Annotated in this window: 14 protein-coding genes; 6 read left to right on the plus strand and 8 right to left on the minus strand. The window is 62.5% G+C overall.

The features are described 5' to 3' along the window. Positions 1-216 precede the first annotated feature (216 nt). Complete coding sequence (locus HX824_RS05090; protein WP_177054220.1) at positions 217-1,620, plus strand: sodium:solute symporter family protein; 1,404 nt, start codon at positions 217-219, stop codon at positions 1,618-1,620. A gap of 37 nt (positions 1,621-1,657) precedes the next feature. Continuing rightward, positions 1,658-2,578 carry a pyridoxal-phosphate dependent enzyme gene (locus tag HX824_RS05095; RefSeq protein ID WP_177054221.1) on the plus strand — a complete coding sequence of 307 codons (921 nt, stop codon included), beginning with the start codon at positions 1,658-1,660 and terminating at the stop codon, positions 2,576-2,578. A gap of 114 nt (positions 2,579-2,692) precedes the next feature. Here the strand turns inward: HX824_RS05095 and HX824_RS05100 are convergent, their stop codons facing one another. The 4 genes from HX824_RS05100 to aldA form a co-directional block, all read right to left on the minus strand. Continuing rightward, on the minus strand, positions 2,693-4,303 hold the full coding sequence (locus HX824_RS05100; RefSeq protein ID WP_177054222.1) for a GMC family oxidoreductase: 1,611 nt from the start codon (positions 4,301-4,303) through the stop codon (positions 2,693-2,695). A gap of 27 nt (positions 4,304-4,330) precedes the next feature. Further along, entirely contained in the window at positions 4,331-5,548 is a 1,218-nt protein-coding gene (locus HX824_RS05105) for a mandelate racemase/muconate lactonizing enzyme family protein (protein WP_177054223.1), read from the minus strand. 1 nt (position 5,549) lies between these two features. Next, positions 5,550-6,860 (minus strand): nitrate/nitrite transporter, encoded by a 1,311-nt coding sequence (locus HX824_RS05110; protein ID WP_008432552.1) that lies wholly within the window; start codon positions 6,858-6,860, stop codon positions 5,550-5,552. Positions 6,861-6,936: 76 nt separating this feature from the next. Further along, positions 6,937-8,361 carry an aldehyde dehydrogenase gene (gene aldA / locus HX824_RS05115; protein ID WP_177054224.1) on the minus strand — a complete coding sequence of 475 codons (1,425 nt, stop codon included), beginning with the start codon at positions 8,359-8,361 and terminating at the stop codon, positions 6,937-6,939. Positions 8,362-8,569: 208 nt separating this feature from the next. On the opposite strand from aldA, the gene ccoN reads away from it, so the two are divergent. Both ccoN and HX824_RS05125 read left to right on the plus strand, forming a co-directional pair. After that, positions 8,570-9,997 (plus strand): cytochrome-c oxidase, cbb3-type subunit I, encoded by a 1,428-nt coding sequence (gene ccoN / locus HX824_RS05120; protein WP_003212552.1) that lies wholly within the window; start codon positions 8,570-8,572, stop codon positions 9,995-9,997. Beyond that, complete coding sequence (locus HX824_RS05125; protein ID WP_008432549.1) at positions 9,997-10,218, plus strand: cbb3-type cytochrome c oxidase subunit 3; 222 nt, start codon at positions 9,997-9,999, stop codon at positions 10,216-10,218. Before ccoN ends, HX824_RS05125 begins: the two co-directional genes overlap by 1 nt. A gap of 110 nt (positions 10,219-10,328) precedes the next feature. Here HX824_RS05125 and HX824_RS05130 read toward each other — a convergent pair whose 3' ends face one another. Next, positions 10,329-10,823 (minus strand): hypothetical protein, encoded by a 495-nt coding sequence (locus tag HX824_RS05130; protein ID WP_003212554.1) that lies wholly within the window; start codon positions 10,821-10,823, stop codon positions 10,329-10,331. A gap of 126 nt (positions 10,824-10,949) precedes the next feature. Here HX824_RS05130 and HX824_RS05135 point away from each other — a divergent pair, with 126 nt between their 5' ends. Further along, positions 10,950-11,645 carry an aspartate/glutamate racemase family protein gene (locus tag HX824_RS05135; protein WP_008432548.1) on the plus strand — a complete coding sequence of 232 codons (696 nt, stop codon included), beginning with the start codon at positions 10,950-10,952 and terminating at the stop codon, positions 11,643-11,645. Here the strand turns inward: HX824_RS05135 and HX824_RS05140 are convergent. From HX824_RS05140 to HX824_RS05150, 3 genes are all read right to left on the minus strand, one after another. Further along, positions 11,642-12,154 carry a GNAT family N-acetyltransferase gene (locus HX824_RS05140; RefSeq protein ID WP_177020103.1) on the minus strand — a complete coding sequence of 171 codons (513 nt, stop codon included), beginning with the start codon at positions 12,152-12,154 and terminating at the stop codon, positions 11,642-11,644. The two genes, HX824_RS05135 and HX824_RS05140, sit on opposite strands and share 4 nt — an antisense overlap. A 78-nt stretch (positions 12,155-12,232) precedes the next feature. After that, positions 12,233-13,378, minus strand: a complete 1,146-nt coding sequence (locus HX824_RS05145) for a glycerate kinase (RefSeq protein ID WP_177054225.1) — start codon at positions 13,376-13,378, stop codon at positions 12,233-12,235. 91 nt (positions 13,379-13,469) lie between these two features. After that, positions 13,470-14,576 (minus strand): sugar diacid recognition domain-containing protein, encoded by a 1,107-nt coding sequence (locus HX824_RS05150; RefSeq protein WP_003212558.1) that lies wholly within the window; start codon positions 14,574-14,576, stop codon positions 13,470-13,472. 161 nt (positions 14,577-14,737) lie between these two features. On the opposite strand from HX824_RS05150, the gene HX824_RS05155 reads away from it, so the two are divergent. After that, complete coding sequence (locus HX824_RS05155) at positions 14,738-16,048, plus strand: MFS transporter (RefSeq protein ID WP_003212559.1); 1,311 nt, start codon at positions 14,738-14,740, stop codon at positions 16,046-16,048. The last annotated feature ends 236 nt before the right edge of the window (positions 16,049-16,284 follow it).

The raw sequence follows: 16,284 nt of genomic DNA on the forward strand, positions 1-16,284 counted from the left end.
TCTTGATCTGACTGCCCCAATAAGCTCGAGGCCGAACGCAGGTATTGCGCAGCGGCCCTCGCTGTAAGAGCGAAACCATAGGTAGCCGTTACCCAGATAACGGATATACACCCATACCAAAAGAGTATCAAACCATACCAACCCGATATTAGACGAAAGCAAAACCAGCAGAGGAAACTACCCACAATTACAAAAATACCTAAAGAGTATAAAAAAATGCCCACCCACTCCTCATGGATCGTACTGTCCATCACCGGCCTGTACATGCTCAGCCTGGCACTGATCAGCTACGGCGTGCGCCGCCACTCCCGCAGCGCCAACAACTACACCACCGGCGGCGGCCACTTCCCGGCGTTCCTGATCGGCTTCCTGATGCTCTCGGAATTTATCGGCACCGCAGTCAGCATCGGCACCGCCCAAACCGGCTTCAAGGTCGGCATCTCCGCCGCATGGAACCTGTTCGCCCTGGCCCTGGGCTTCGTACTCTTCGCCTGGCTACTGGCGCGCAAATACAAGGACCTGGGCGACAACACCATCTCCGGCGTACTCGCGCGCAACTACGGCCAACGCACCCGCTTCGCCACGTCGATCATCACCATCTTTGCCCTGGAGATCGTCGCCGTCTCGATCTACGCCAGCGGCGGCGCCGTATTGGCCAGCGTGATGCAAGTAGACCGAACCCTGGCGATCGTGATCGTCGGCGTAGTCTCGGTGGCATACGTCAGCATCGGCGGCATGCGCTCAGTGATCTACACCAACTTCGTCCACGCCGCCCTGAAATACCTGGGCGTCGGCCTGGCCTTGTGGTTCGGCTTGAAGCAGGTGGGCGGCATCGGCCAGCTGCAAGCGCAATTGCCCGCCAGCATGTTTGACTGGACCGCCGTGGGTTGGGGCCAGATCATCGCCTGGATGATCGCCGGGATCGGTTCGATCTTCTCCACCCAATACGTAATCCAGGCGGTGAACACCGTCAGCCATGCAGGCAAGGCCCAGCGCGCCTGTTTCTACGTGGCGGTGCTGATGGTGCCGTTCGGCATCGGCGCAGCACTGATCGGTATGTGCAGCGCGGTGCTGTTCCCCCATGTCGACTCCCTGCAAGCCTTCCCCACCCTGATCGCCAGCATGGACCAACTGACGGCCGGGCTGGTGGTGGCAGGCCTTGCCGGCTCGCTGTTCGGCACCATTTCGGCGGTGAGCATGGGCTCGGCGACGTTGTTGCTGCGGGACTTCTACGAGCCATGGTTCAACCCGGAAAAAAGCGACGCCAAGTCCCTGCGCTTCGTGCGCCTGGCGACCATCGCTGTCGGCCTGTTGCCGATTGCCCTGGCACTGACCTCGGACAAGGTGCTGATGATCGCCTTCCTCGGCAAGGCGTTACGCGCCTCCCTGGCCGTGCTGGTGTTGATGGTGTTCTACGCGCCGAAATTCGGCACGGCGGCCGGGGCATTCCTGAGCATCATTGCCTCGTTGCTCGCGACCGTGGGCTGGTTCCTCGCCGGTAATCCGTGGGGCATCGACAACGCCTACATCGCCCTGTTCACGCCATTGATCATCATGGGCATCAGCCATGTGACGCGCCGCAGGACACCGGCCGAACCCCTGTTGGCAGCCACGAGCTGAGGTAGGATGGCAGCCTCACCCAAAAGGAACTTGTGAAATGCTGCCGATTCGCACCCCGTTGATCCTGCACCCCGGCTTGTCTACCGCTACCCGGCGGGTCTGGCTGAAGCTCGAGAACCTGCAACCCTGTGGCTCGTTCAAGTTGCGCGGCATGACCACGCTGTGCGCCTACGCGGCGAGCCAGGGCAAGACCACGGTGGTATGCCCCTCCGGCGGCAATGCCGGGCTGGCCACGGCCTTCGCGGCGCGCGGCCTGGGGTTACAGGCGCGGATCGTGGTGCCGACCACCACCCCCGAAGCCACCTGCGCACGCATCCGCCAGGCCGGGGCCGAGGTGGTGGTGCACGGTGATCTGTGGGATCAATCCAATGAGCTGGCGCTGCAACTCTCCAAAGCACCTGAGGCACTGTATGTGCCGGCCTTTGATCACCCGCTGTTGTGGGAAGGCCACAGCAGCATGATCGATGAGATTCTTGAGGACTGCCCTCAGGTGGGCGCCATCGTGACCTCGGTGGGCGGCGGTGGACTGCTCGCGGGCGTTCTGACGGGCCTGGAGCGTCATGGGCGGTTCGGCTGCAAGGTGATTGCGTGTGAAACGGCGGGCGCGGCTTCGTTTGCTGCTGCCGTAGAGGCTGGAAAGCCCGTGCGGCTGGCGAAGATCGATACCGTGGCCAAGTCGTTGGCCGCGACCCAGGTGGCGACGTGGCCGGTGCAGCATATCGGCAGGTTTGCCCATCAATGCGTGGTGTTGAGTGATGCCGACGCGATGATGGGTGTGGCGCGGTACGCCGATGATTTACGCCAGTTGGTGGAACCGGCATGTGGGGTTTCGTTGGCCGTGGCGTATCTGGAGCATGGGGCGATTGCCGGGATTGAGGATGTGGTGGTGATTGTGTGTGGTGGGGTAAGCATCAGTGCCGAAACGGTTGCCCAGTGGCAAAACACGGTCTCTCTATGATCGTTCCCACGCTCCGCGTGGGAACGCCGCCCTGGACGCTCCGCGTCTGCTCTTGAAGTCGTGACGCGGAGCGTCACAGGATGCATTCCCACGCAGAGCGTGGGAACGATCAATTCAGGCATCCTGCAGGATCAGATCCGCGCCCTTCTCCGCCACCATCAACACCGCCGCATGGGTATTGCCCGAGGTCACGTTGGGGAAAATCGACGCATCGACAATCCGCAGCCCTTGCATCCCGTGCACCTTCAGGCGCTTGTCCACCACCGACACCAGCGGGTCCGAGCCCATGGCGCAAGAGCCACACAGGTGATAGATCGAGCCACTGTTCTCGCGGAAGTACTGCAGCATCTGCTCATCGGTTTGCACCGCCGGCCCCGGCAATACCTCGGCCACCGTCACGCCCTTGAGCGCCGGCGCCTGCATGATCTTGCGCATCAGCCGGCTGCCCTGGATCACCTCGTCGATGTCCTTCCGGGTACTCAGGTAGTTGGGGTCGATCAAGGCCGCGTCCCGTGGGTTTTTCGAGGCGATGCGGATCGTCCCGCGGCTGGTAGGCCGGCACGGGTTGAAGCACAGCAGGAAGCCTGAATACGGCTCGGGCTTGAGGCTGGCCTTGTTGTTTTTCGGGATCTGGTACGACAGCGGGTTGAAGTACAGCTGCAGATTGGGGTGCGCCTGCCCTTCGTTGCCGCGAAAGAACCCGCCGGCCTGGTTGACGCTCATGGCCAGCGCGCCCTTGCGGGTCAGCAGGTATTTGAGGCCGAGTTTGAACTGGCCAAACAGCGAACTGAGCTGGTCGTTCAGGGTCGGGATATTGGCCTTGTAGTAATAACTGGCGCAGAGGTGGTCCTGCAGGTTCTGCCCCACTGCAGGCAGGTCCTTGACCAGCGGGATGTTGTGTTCGGCGAGCAATTGCTTGTCCGCCACACCCGACAGTTGCAGGATCTTCGGCGTATCCACCGCCCCGGCGCACAGGATCACTTCCTTGCGCGCGCTGAAGGTGCGAACCACGCCGTGCTGGGTCACGCTGATGCCGGTGGCGCGTTGTTGATCGTCGAACAGCACGCGGTCTACCAGCGCATGCAACTCCACGGTCAGGTTCGGCCTACCCAACGCCGGGTGCAGGTGCGCAAAGCTGCTGGAGCAGCGCTCACCGTTGCGGGTGTTGACGTCGTAGAGGCCCGCACCTTCGAAGTTCGGCCCGTTGAAGTCATCGCTCAGGCCATAGCCCAATTGCTCGCAGCCCTTGAGAAATACATCGCAGATGGCATGGGTCTGGCCCTTCATCGGGGTGATGCTGATGGGGCCGCTGCTGCCGTGGTATTCGGTGTCGCCCAGGGGGTGATTTTCCAGCTTGCGGAAGTACGGCAGCACGTCCTTGAAGCCCCAGCCGTCGTTGCCATTAGCCGCCCAGTCATCGAAATCATGGGCCTGGCCGCGCACGTAGATCATGGCGTTGATCGAGCCGGAACCGCCCTGCACCTTGCCCCGCGGGGCATAGATGGCACGGTCGGCCAGCTGTTTTTGCGGCTGGCTGTAGTACATCCAGTTGAAGGTCGGGTTGTAGTACATCTTGGCGAAACCGACCGGGATCTTGAACCACCAGGAGCTGTCCTTGCCGCCGGCTTCCAGCAGCAATACCGAATGCTCGCCCGAGGCGGAGAGTCGGTTGGCCAGGACGCAACCTGCGGCGCCGGCGCCGGCGATGATGTAGTCGTATGTCATTCACGGTTACCGCATAAGTCGTTTTTTTTAGCCCTTGGCGGGCGAAGTGTCTTTCACGTCAGCAGGCGTGGGCGCCATTTGCAGGTGCAGCCGCTCGCCGGTGTACGGCGTGTGCTTGCGCACCACGTCCATGTTCAGCTCCACCCCAAGGCCCGGCTCGGTGGACGGGATGATGTAGCCGTCCTCCCATTGCAGCGGCTTGGTCAGCACTTCGGCATGGAAGCCGCCCCAGGTCATGATGCTTTCCTGGATCAGGAAGTTCGGCGTGCACGTGGCCAACTGGAAACTCGCCGCTGCGCCGATCGGTCCGTTGTACAGGTGCGGGGCGATCTGCGCGTAGTAGGCCTCGGCCATGCTCGCGATTTTCTTGGCTTCCAGCAGGCCGCCGCAGCGCGCCACGTTCATTTGCAGGATCGATGCACCACCGGCCTGCAAGAGCTTGAAGAACTCGTACTTGGTGGTCAGGCGCTCGCCGGTGGCGATGGGAATGCTGGTCTTGGCCGCGACCTGGGCCATGGCCTCTTCCTGGCCTGGTGGCACCGGTTCTTCGAACCACAGCGGGTCGTATTTCTCCAGGCGCTTGGCCAGGCGAATCGCCGACGACGGCACCATCTGCCCGTGGGTGCCGAACAGCAGGTCGCACTTGTCGCCCACCGCCTCGCGAATCTTGCGGCAGAAGGTTTCGCAGCGTTCCAGCACTTCCAGGGAGATCTGGTGGCCGGAGTACGCGGTGTACGGGCCTGCCGGGTCGAACTTCACGGCGGTGAAGCCCTTGTTCATGTTCTCGATCGCGCATTCGGCGGCCAGGTCCGGGTCGTCATAGTCGTACTCGCCCTTGCTGTTGACCGGGTACAGGTAGGTGTAGGAACGCAGGCGCTCGTTGACCTTGCCCCCCAGCAACTCATAGACCGGCTTGTTGGCGGCCTTGCCGATGATGTCCCAGCAGGCCATTTCCAGGCCGCTGACCACGCCCATCATGGTCAGGTCGGGACGCTGGGTGAAGCCGCTGGAGTACGCCTGGCGGAAGAAGCGCTCGATGTGGTGCGGGTCTTGGTTGAGCAGGTAGCGCTCGAACACGTCCTCGATGATCGGCAGCATGGCCTTGGGGCCGAAGGTGGCGGCGTAGATCTCGCCCACGCCTTCGATGCCGCAGTCGGTTTTCAGTTTGACGAACAGCCAGTACATGCCGCCGATGTGCGGTGGCGGTACGGCGACAATATGGGTTTCAAGGGCGACGATTTTCATCTCAGGCACCTGTCTGGTTGAATTTTTTACGATTGATCCGGGCGCGCAAGGTCAGGGCCGCGAGGGTCCCGAGCACGCCGATGAAGGCGATGTAGCCGAAGTACAGGTTGTAGCCGACCTGCCCCGGGTATGTGTCGGTGAGGTAGCCATTGATCAGCGGGATAAAGGTGTCCGGCAGGTAACCCACCACCGAGACGATGCCGATGGCCAGGCCGGTGATGCGCAGCGGGATGTCGCAGCTGTCGAGGATCGCCCAGTACAGGCCGCGAATCGCGTAGGTCATCAGGCCGATAAAGATCACCGTGCCGATCAGCAAGCCGAGGCTGCCAATGGCCGGGAACACGATCAGGCCGACCATCGCCAGGGTCACCAGCATCAGCGCGACGATCAGCACCGAGATGTTCGAAAACTTGTCCCCCAGCCAGCCGCCGCCGATCCCGCCGATGGGTCGCATCCACAACTTGATGGTGGTGATGGTGCCGGCCATCACGGCGGTCATGCCGCTGCCTTGCAGGTAATCGGAGAAGCTGTAGGTGGCCCAGAACATGTGGTAACCGCAGAACACGATGGCGGTCACCAGCCACAGCTCGGGGATTTTCACCAGGGTGGTGAGGTCGGCGATCAGGTTGAACTTGCCCTTCTCCACCGCCGCAGTTTCGGCCATGGACTTGGGGTCCTTGAGCAGCACCAGCACACAACCAATGGCGATACACACGAACGAATACAGGTAGACCACGTGCTTGAAGCCTTCGGCCGCAGTTTGGCTGCGGGTCTCGGTGGCGTAGGCGAACAGCCCCAGGGCCACGGTCGCCAGCAAGGCTTCCACCAGGCCACGGCCGCCGTCGAGGATGCCGAAGAAACGGCCCTGCTCACTGTGATGGGCGATCATCTTCACCCGCTTGAGCACCGAAGCCCAGAAGGTCAGGCCGGTGGTCAGGCCCCAGCAGCCGAAGATGATCATCAGGCCGGTCATCGACGGCACAGTGGAGTACCAGATACCCAGGGCCCCGGTGGCCACCAACGAAAAGAAGATCAGGAAGCGTGGCGGCAGGCGATCGGCCAACCAGCCGCTCGGCAGGTAGCTGAGCAGGAAGATCGTACCGAGCATCGAGTACAGATAACCCAGCTGGCTGTGGTTGATCTGGAACACCTCGAGCATGGTGGTCTGGTAGACCTGGCGCAGGTAGAGGATCGGGTAGATCGCCCCGGCAGCCAATACCAGCAACATCAATTGGAAGTAGCGACTGGCCTTGTCGCTTTTAGCCGCGGACACGGCATCGAAACCCTGGGCAACGGGTGCAGGCTTGGACATCTTGTAGACCTCGGGCACCCACTGTGCAGGTGCCCCGATAATTGTTTTTATTGAGGTGAAGCCGGTGGTCGGTGAATCAGTACTTCATGACCACCAAACGGGTCTGGGTGAATTCAAGCATCCCGTGCTTGCCGTCATCGCCGCCCAGCCCTGAGCGTTTCCAGCCGGCGTGGAAACCCTGGTAAGGGTCGGCCGGGGTGCGATTGACGTACAACTCGCCGGCCTCGATGGCGTTGGCGACTTTCATGGCCGTGCGGTAGTTCTCGGTATAGAGCACCGACGACAGGCCGAACTGGTGATCGTTGGCCATGGCCAGCGCTTCGTCGATATCGCGGTACTTGAGCACCGGCAGCACCGGGCCGAAGATTTCTTCCTGGATGATTTCCATGTCTTGGCGGCAGGCGCTGAGCAGCGTCGGCGGGTAGAAATGGCCCGGTCCTTCGGGGAGTACGCCGCCTGTTTCCAGTACAGCACCGTCGGCGATGGCGCGCTCGACCATGGCGTGAATATTCTGCCGGGAGCTGGCGTTGACCAGTGGGCCCATCAGGCCCGCATCCGTGGCACGGTCACCGAATTTGACGGCGCCGATCTTGGCCTTGAGCAGGGCCAGGAATCGGTCATAGACGCTTTCCTGCACATACACCCGCTCGACGGCCGTGCACAGTTGGCCGCAGTGGGTGGTCTTGGAAGCGATGATGTCGCTGGCGGCTTTTTCCAGGTCGGCGTCGGCCTCGATGATCGCCGGGGTCTTGCCGCCCAGCTCCAGGGACGGCTTGGCGATGTTGGCCTTGCAGTAGTCGAGCACGATGCGCCCGGCGTTGACGCTGCCGGTCAGGGTGATCAGGCCCACGGCCTTGTGGGTGCACAGGGCGGCGGCGGTGGCGTGGTCCATGGTCAGGATGTTGATCACGCCGGCCGGCATGCCCGACTGCTCGACGGCACGGGCGATTTCAAAGGCGGACAACGGCGTGTTGTTGCTCGGGCGCACCACCACGGTGTTGCCGGCAATCAGCGCCGGGGCGATTTTGCGCAGCAGGGTATAGACCGGGTAGTTGAACGGAATCAGGCAAGCCACGACGCCAATCGGCTCGCGTTGCAGGAACAGGTTTTCGTCCGGGGTGTCGCTGGGGATGATTTCGCCTTCGATGCGGCGTGCCCATTCGGCGTGGTAGCGGGTGACCTGGGCGGCGTAGCGCGCTTCGTTGCTGGCGTCGTCGAGGCTTTTGCCGGATTCGCTGGCCAGCGCCCGGCCTATGCTTTCAGCGCAGGTTTCGAGGGCGGCGGCGAAAGCCCGCAGGTGTTCGGCGCGCTGGATGCTGGTGAGCTTGCCCCAGGTTTTCTGTGCGCTGGCGGCGGCATCGACGGCCGCAATGGCTTCATCAGGGGTGGCGGCGGACACCCGGCCTACCTGGGCCTCGGTCGCGGGGTTGTAGACCGCGATTTGGGCGGTGCTGGCAGGTTCGGCGAAGTGGCCGTTGTAAAAGTTGCGCTCGATTTGCATATGGTTTTTTGCCCAATCGTTGTTGTTTTGCGAGTGACTTGCAGTTTTGTCATTGGGCGGGGGTTGGACAAACGATTTATTGACGGGGGTAACGTGCGAAAAATGCAGGTTAGTGGCTGATCCGTATTAATGACCCGGGTCTGAGTCTGTATTGTTCTACCCATACTTCCTACAGTGCCGCCCACTTGGAACCGTGGGAGGACTAAGCATGCAACCACCATCAACCGCACAGGCCTACAACTACAAGGTCGTGCGTCAATTCGTCATTGCAACCATCGTCTGGGGCGTGGTCGGCATGGCCATGGGCGTGTGGATCGCCTCGCAACTGGTGTGGCCCGAGATGAACCTCGACCTGCCGTGGACCACCTTCGGCCGCCTGCGCCCGCTGCACACCAGCCTGGTGATTTTCGGCTTTGCCGGCAGCGCGCAATTCGCCGCCAGCTACTACGCAGTACAGCGCACCTGCCAGGTACGGCTGTACTCGGACAAGCTCGCTGCCTTTACCTTTTGGGGCTGGCAGTCGGTGATCGTGATCATGCTGGTCAGCCTGCCACTGGGTTACACCACCACCAAGGAATACGCCGAGATCGAGTTCAGCGGCGCGGTGTGGATGACCGTGGTGTGGGTGGCCTATGCGATCGTGTTTTTCACCACTGTGGTGCAGCGCAAGACCCGGCACATCTACGTCGGCAACTGGTTCTTCGGTGCGTTCATCGTGGTGATCGCCATGCTGCACGTGGTCAATCACCTGTCGATCCCGGTGGACTGGTTCAAGTCCTACCCGGTGTATTCCGGGGCCACCGACGCTATGGTGCAGTGGTGGTACGGGCACAACGCCGTGGGGTTCTTCCTGACCACCGGTTTCCTGGGGATGATGTACTACTTCGTGCCGAAGCAGGTCGGGCGGCCGGTGTATTCCTATCGCCTGTCCATCGTGCACTTCTGGGCGCTGATCACCCTGTACATCTGGGCCGGTCCGCACCACCTGCACTACACCGCGCTGCCGGACTGGGCGCAGTCGCTGGGGATGGCGATGTCGCTGATCCTGCTGGCGCCGAGCTGGGGCGGGATGATCAACGGCATGATGACGCTTTCCGGGGCCTGGCATAAATTGCGCACCGACCCGATCCTGCGCTTCCTGGTGCTGTCGCTGGCGTTCTACGGGATGTCGACCTTTGAAGGGCCGATGATGGCGATCAAGACCGTCAACGCCCTCTCCCATTACACCGACTGGACCATCGGCCACGTCCACGCCGGCGCCCTGGGCTGGGTGGCGATGATCACGTTTGGCTCGCTGTACCACATGATCCCGAAAATCTTCGGGCGCGCGCAGATGCACAGTGTGGGGCTGATCAATATGCACTTCTGGCTGGCGACCATTGGCACGGTGCTGTACATCGCGTCGATGTGGGTCAACGGCATCACCCAGGGCCTGATGTGGCGGGCGGTGAACGATGACGGCACCCTCACCTACTCGTTTGTGGAAGCGTTACAGGCCAGCCATCCGGGATTTGTGGTGCGATTCGTCGGCGGGGTGTTCTTCCTCAGCGGCATGTTGCTGATGGCGTACAACACCTGGCGCACGGTGCGAGTGGCGGATTTGAAGGTGGCGCAGCTTGACGCGCAGATCGCCTGATGTGGGAGATAGCGCTGAACCTGGCGGCGGTGATCAGTCTGTATGGCGCGGTGGAGTATTGCCTGCGGGGCCAGTCGAAGGAGAGCCTGGATGAGGCCAGCCTGATGCCGTTCGCCGATGACCCGGAAGTGGCGCGGCGGGTGGAGCGGGCCACGGGCAAGCGGGTCAACGCGGTGGCGCCTGAGGAAACAAAGCAGGACTGGGGCAATATAGAGATCTAATTGTGGGAGCGGGCTTGCTCGCGAGTGCGGTGGTTCAGTCAACATATACAGCGACTGACACACCGCTTTCGCGAGCAAGCCCGCTCCCACACAAGCACCACATTGAGCGACTAGCCGCGTTCGCGGGGAATCAGGCTCTGCAACTGCAACGCCAGGAAGTTGGCATCGAAGCCGAACGTATCCGGGTCTTTCAAACCGTTGGTTTTCTTCCACAGCCAGTCGTTTTTCCCCGGCAGCAATACCAGGGAAATGCTGCCGTAGCGGGCGGCGGTCAAGCCCATCACCGACAGCGAAATCAAACCGCCGGCGCCCATCACATCCGGCACGAACTCCACCGGTTTGCCGGCGATATGGATGGTCAGTTTCTCGGTCTTGAAGGTGGAGGTCTCCACCGGCACGCTGGGGCCGGAAGCCACGTACGCCTCGCGCTGCACTTCCAGCAAACCGACCGTCTTCACAGGCGCAAGCCACTGCTCGATCTGGCCGAACAACTCGCCGATCTTCTGCGCCCAATGAGCCGACTGCACTTCGAACTGCTGTTTCTTGTGGGCTTCGCTGTCGGCGTAATGACGCAGCATCTCGCCCAGTTGTTGTACATCGTCCATTGCCGTGTTCCTTGGGTGACCCATGTTGCGAGCCTTGATCATGGCAGATGCCGCACACCGGCGTATGACTAAAGCGCAGCGCGCGGGTAATGTGGTGCCCTCGCCCGTCCAATTCAGGAGCATCGCATGCGCACCATCGGCCTTATCGGCGGCATGAGCTGGGAGTCCAGCGCCGAGTATTACCGCATCATCAACCAGAACGTGCGCGACCAGCTCGGGCCGCTGCGCTCGGCACAACTGTTGATGTACAGCGTCGACTTCGGCCCGGTGGAGCAGGCCCAGCACGCCGGGCGCTGGGACGACGCGGCGCTGATCCTCGAAGACGCCGCCCGCCGCCTGCAAGCCGGGGGCGCCGAGTGCATCGTGCTGTGTACCAACACCATGCACCTGGTAGCGCCGCAGATTGAAGCGGCGGTGTCGATACCGTTTCTGCATATTGCAGACGCTGCCGGCGCGGCGGCCGTGGAAGCTGGCACCCTGAGCGTTGGCCTGCTGGGTACCGCATTTACCATGGAGCAGGAGTTTCTCAAGTCACGCCTGGCGGCGCAGGGGCTGACCGTGCTGGTGCCGGACGCTGAAGAGCGCCAGGCCGTGCACCGGATCATTTACGAAGAGTTGTGCGTCGGGGTGATCAGCGACGCATCGCGCGAGGTGTACCAGCGGGTGATCGAGTCTTTGGCCGCCCGTGGCGCCCAGGCCATCATCCTCGGCTGTACGGAAATCAGCCTGTTGATCAAGCCGCAGCACAGCGACCTGCCCTTGCTGGACACCACCGAGCTGCATGCGCAGGCTGCGGTGGCGTTTGCGTTGCAGGACGACTAGGCCGGCTTGCGGATGCGCGCCATGGTCAGCGTGTCGACGAACGCGCCGTCACGCACGGCGTAATCGCGCAGCCGGCCTTCGGTCTCGAAGCCGAACTTGTGGTACAGCCGGTGGGCGGCTTCGTTGTCGGCGTACACCGTGAGTTCCACCCGGTGCAGGTTCATCCAGTTATCCGCCACCTCCAGCGCCGCGCCCAGCAGCCGGGAGCCCACGCCCTTGCCCTGCCAGGCGGTGGCGACGCCCATGCCGAATGAACCGACGTGGCTTTGGCGCACGCGCAAATACTGTTCCAAACCCAGCTGGCCGATCACTTCACCGGCATGCAGCGCCACCAGCTGTAGCCGCCGCTCGTTGTCCTGCACCAGGCGTTTGCGCCACGCCTCAACCGACTGGAAAGGCATTTGCAGCACCTGACGGCAGACAGCCGGGTCGTTGTAGAGCGCAGCGACGCCTTCAAGGTGGGCCTCGGTGAAGCGCGTGATCACGATTTTGGGTTCAGGTGTGTGCATGGTGTTTCGTCCTTTGAAAAACACGTGGCCGACCAGTGTAGGCGGCAAAGCCTCAGAATGGCGAGCCCTGCACTGCACTCATCGGGAACGCGAAGCCACCAATTTCCAGACCCGGGCAATGTCCGAGGCGCGCTCGCGCAACAGGCGCGGTGCCTCGCTGCAGGCCTGTTCCAGGGTAGTCGGGCCGGACGGCAAGGCGAACGCGGCATCCACGCCGTGGGCGTACATTTGCTCGTAGCCATCCCCCAGGGTGCCGGCGATCACGATCACCGGCACGTTGTGCTGCCTGGCGATCCGCGCCACGCCAAACGGGGTCTTGCCGCGCAGGGTCTGGGCATCAAACCTGCCTTCGCCGGTGATCACCAGGTCGGCGCCACGCACGGCTTGCTCAAGCCCAACAAGCTCTGCGACCACTTCAACACCCGCGCGAAACTGCGCGCCAAGGAACGCCTTGGCGGCGAAACCCAAGCCACCGGCGGCGCCGCTGCCGGGTTCGTCGCGTACGTCTTTGGGCAATACCCTGGCGCAGTGATCGGCAAAATGGCCGAGGGCCGCATCCAGTTGTTCGACTTGCTGGGGATTGGCGCCCTTTTGCGGGCCAAAAATCGCCGAGGCCCCGTGAGGACCGCATAAAGGGTTGTTCACGTCGGCGGCGATTTCGAAGCGCACTTCGTTCAGGCGGGGGTCCAGTTGCTCAAGGCTGATGCGCGACAGCTTGCCCAGCGCCAGGCCGCCAAGGGGCAGCGCTGCTCCCTCGGCATCAAACAACTGCACACCCAGGGCTAGCATCGCCCCGGCGCCGCCGTCGTTGGTGGCGCTGCCGCCAATGGCCAGGATGATGCGCTGGGCGCCGGCATCCAGGGCGGCGCGGATCAGTTCGCCGGTGCCGAAGGTGCTGCTGGAACACGCATCTCGCTGACCCGGTGGCACGAGTTGCAGGCCGCTGGCTTCGGCCATTTCGATGATTGCGGTGTGGCTCTCGGCCAACCAGCCCCAATGCGCGTCGACACTGCCGCCCAATGGCCCTTGCACACGGCTGGTGCGCAGCTCGCCCTGGCAGGCGGCGAGTACCGATTCCACCGTGCCCTCACCACCGTCCGCCATCGGGCACTTGATCAGCTCGGCGTCGGGCCACACGCTGGCCAACCCCTCGGCAATGGCATTCGCCACGCCTTCAGCACTCAGGCTGTCCTTGAACGAGTCGGGGGCGATGATGATTTTCATGGGCTTTCTCCGGTTTTTATAACGCCCATGCTGCCAGTTGGCACCGGCAATAACGCCGGTCCATTGCACAAGAGTGGCTGGGGTTTGTTGTTCATTTGGACAAAGCTTGCGGCAATAGCTGCACGCCGAGGTACAACGCGAGCATGCCGTCGAGGGTCAGCGGGTCGACGCCGCTCAGCTCGGCGATGCGTTCCATGCGGTAGCGCAGGCTGTTGCGGTGGATCCCCAGGGCATCGGCGCAGGCCTGGCTTTGGCCGTCGTGGTCGCACCAGCTGCGCAGGGTCGCCAGCAACTGGCCGTTGCTGTCCTTGGCCAGTACCTTGCGCAGCGGGTTGAGCAATTCATCGAGGGCGTCGTCGTTGCGGTGGCGCCAGAGCATGACCGGCAGGCGGTACCGATTGAGGGTCAGCAACCGCGATTCGGGCAGCACATCACGGCCATAGGCGAGCAGGTCGCCGACCCGCCGGTAACAACGGCGCAGGCCGGCCAGCCCGTCCGCTTGCCCGCCGACGGCGACCCGCAGGATGTTCCAGCCCAGGCCGTCGAGCTTTTCCAGCAGGCGCGGGTTATCGACTTGCACCGACGCAGGCCGGCACCACAGCAGGGAAAACTGCGCGGAGCTGACGCACCAGCTGTCGGGGTAGCGCGAGGTCAGCCAGGCGCTCAAGGCCTCGGCCGACTGGCCGCTGCCCAGCTCGAACAGGTACGGCGTGCGCGCCAGCTGCGGCTTGAGGCCCAGTTGCTGGGCTTCATCCACCAGGCGCGGTGAATCACCGGTCTCGGCCAGCAGCAGTGCCAGCAGATCATCGCAGCGCTGGCGCCGCCATTGCTGCTCGGCTTGCTGGTGACGCTGGCTGACCAGCATTTCGGCGGTCATGCGCACCAGTTCGGCATAGGTGCGCAGCAATTCCGGCTCACCGGTAATGCCCAGCACGCCGATCAGGCGCTGGTCGTGCAGCAGCGGCAGGTTGATCCCGGGTTGCACGCCCTTGAGGTGCTTGGCGGTCTGGCCGTCGATCTCCACCACCCGCCCGTTGGCCAGCACCAACTGCGCGCCTTCGTGGCGGGTGTTGATCCGCTCGGGTTCGCCGCTGCCCAGTATCAGGCCCTGGCTGTCCATGACGTTGACGTTATAGGGCAGGATCGCCATCGTGCGATTGACGATATCCTGCGCCAGGTCATGATCCAGCTCGAACATGGGGCTAAATTCCTGAAAAAAACCGGTTGTTCATAGGCACAGCGCAAACCATGCTTCACTGTGCGCGAGCACAAAGACAGCACCCCTTGAGGTGGCCGAGACTCGTTGGGCGATCAACGTTACCCTCGCATCGCGAAAAATCATAATAAAGAGAGACTGCCATGTCACAGAGCGCCGCTGTTACCCAGGCCACCGATGACGATAAAAACGCCGTATACAAGCGCATCACCCTGCGCCTGATCCCCTTCATTTTCATCTGCTACCTGTTCAACTACCTCGACCGCGTCAACGTCGGCTTTGCCAAGTTGCAGATGCTCGACGACCTGAAATTCAGCGAGACCGTGTACGGCCTCGGTGCCGGGATCTTCTTTATCGGCTACGTGCTGTGCGGCGTGCCGAGCAACCTGGCGTTGACCAAATTCGGTCCACGGCGCTGGATTGCGCTGATGATGATCGTCTGGGGCGCCCTGTCCACCTGCCTGTTGTTCGTTACCACACCGACGCACTTCTACGGCTTGCGCCTGCTGACCGGCGCCGCTGAAGCCGGGTTCTTCCCGGGCGTGGTGCTGTACCTCTCGCAGTGGTTCCCGACCTTCCGCCGTGGGCGGATCATGGCGCTGTTCATGTCGGCGATTCCGGTATCCGGCCTGCTCGGCAGCCCGTTCTCCGGCTGGATCCTCAACCACTTCGCCGCCGGCCAGGGCGGGCTTGCGGGCTGGCAGTGGATGTTCCTGCTGCAAGGCGTGCCGACGGTGATCCTCGGCGCCCTCGCCTACTTCCTGCTCAGCGACAGCTTTGCCAACGCCAAGTGGCTCACGCCCCATGAGCGCGCGGTGCTGGAAGCCGACCAGGCGACCGACCTGGCCAACAAGCCGAAGACCACCAGCGACTCGCTGCTGGAAGTGTTCAAGAACCCGGCGATCTGGGCGTTCGGCCTGATCTACTTCTGCATCCAGAGCGGTGTGTACGCCATCAACTTCTGGCTGCCATCGATCATCAAGAACATGGGCTTCAGCGATAACCTGGTGATTGGCTGGTTGAGTGCGATCCCGTACCTGCTGGCGGCGGTGTTCATGCTGCTGGTGGGCCGCTCTGCCGACTTGCGCAAGGAGCGTCGCTGGCACCTGGTGGTGCCGATGCTGATGGGCGCGATCGGGCTGGTGATTGCGGTGAACTTTGCAACCACGCCGGCCATTGCGATCCTCGGCCTGACCATCGCCACCATGGGTGCCCTCACCGGCCTGCCGATGTTCTGGCCGGTGCCAACCGCGATGCTCAGCGCAGGTGCGGCAGCGGGTGGTCTGGCGTTGATCAACTCCATGGGCCAGATGGCGGGGTTCCTCAGCCCGTATATCGTCGGGTTTGTGAAAGATGCCACCGGGTCTACGGACCTGGCGCTGTACCTGCTGGCGGCGGTGATCGTCGCGGGCAGTGTGTTGGCGTTGCGCATGACGCGCACACTCAAGGCTTGAATCAGCGCTGACCGGTGCCGCGATATCGAGGGCGGCGCCGGTCATCTATCTGCTCATATAAAGGCGTGTTTTTATAGGCAAACAACTGCCTGACAGCCGTATTAACCTCTACGCCCATTCCAGGTAACAAATAGGCTACAACCTTTACCCAGCCTTTACTTTCGTACCCCATCATCCCGTCCGAAACCGCTGTCTGAAGCCTATGCCCGGGGATATTATCAAGACCGGTTCGGTGC

This window comes from Pseudomonas sp. D4002, assembly GCF_013385665.1.
Lineage (GTDB): Bacteria > Pseudomonadota > Gammaproteobacteria > Pseudomonadales > Pseudomonadaceae > Aquipseudomonas.

Excerpts from the sequence above, each read along its gene's own strand:
- HX824_RS05090 (WP_177054220.1), top strand. The coding sequence starts at position 217 with ATGCCCACCCACTCCTCATGGATCGTACTGTCCATCACCGGCCTGTAC.
- HX824_RS05095 (WP_177054221.1), top strand. The coding sequence starts at position 1,658 with ATGCTGCCGATTCGCACCCCGTTGATCCTGCACCCCGGCTTGTCTACC.
- HX824_RS05100 (WP_177054222.1), bottom strand. The coding sequence starts at position 4,303 with ATGACATACGACTACATCATCGCCGGCGCCGGCGCCGCAGGTTGCGTC.
- HX824_RS05105 (WP_177054223.1), bottom strand. The coding sequence starts at position 5,548 with ATGAAAATCGTCGCCCTTGAAACCCATATTGTCGCCGTACCGCCACCG.
- HX824_RS05110 (WP_008432552.1), bottom strand. The coding sequence starts at position 6,860 with ATGTCCAAGCCTGCACCCGTTGCCCAGGGTTTCGATGCCGTGTCCGCG.
- aldA (WP_177054224.1), bottom strand. The coding sequence starts at position 8,361 with ATGCAAATCGAGCGCAACTTTTACAACGGCCACTTCGCCGAACCTGCC.
- ccoN (WP_003212552.1), top strand. The coding sequence starts at position 8,570 with ATGCAACCACCATCAACCGCACAGGCCTACAACTACAAGGTCGTGCGT.
- HX824_RS05125 (WP_008432549.1), top strand. The coding sequence starts at position 9,997 with ATGTGGGAGATAGCGCTGAACCTGGCGGCGGTGATCAGTCTGTATGGC.
- HX824_RS05130 (WP_003212554.1), bottom strand. The coding sequence starts at position 10,823 with ATGGACGATGTACAACAACTGGGCGAGATGCTGCGTCATTACGCCGAC.
- HX824_RS05135 (WP_008432548.1), top strand. The coding sequence starts at position 10,950 with ATGCGCACCATCGGCCTTATCGGCGGCATGAGCTGGGAGTCCAGCGCC.
- HX824_RS05140 (WP_177020103.1), bottom strand. The coding sequence starts at position 12,154 with ATGCACACACCTGAACCCAAAATCGTGATCACGCGCTTCACCGAGGCC.
- HX824_RS05145 (WP_177054225.1), bottom strand. The coding sequence starts at position 13,378 with ATGAAAATCATCATCGCCCCCGACTCGTTCAAGGACAGCCTGAGTGCT.
- HX824_RS05150 (WP_003212558.1), bottom strand. The coding sequence starts at position 14,576 with ATGTTCGAGCTGGATCATGACCTGGCGCAGGATATCGTCAATCGCACG.
- HX824_RS05155 (WP_003212559.1), top strand. The coding sequence starts at position 14,738 with ATGTCACAGAGCGCCGCTGTTACCCAGGCCACCGATGACGATAAAAAC.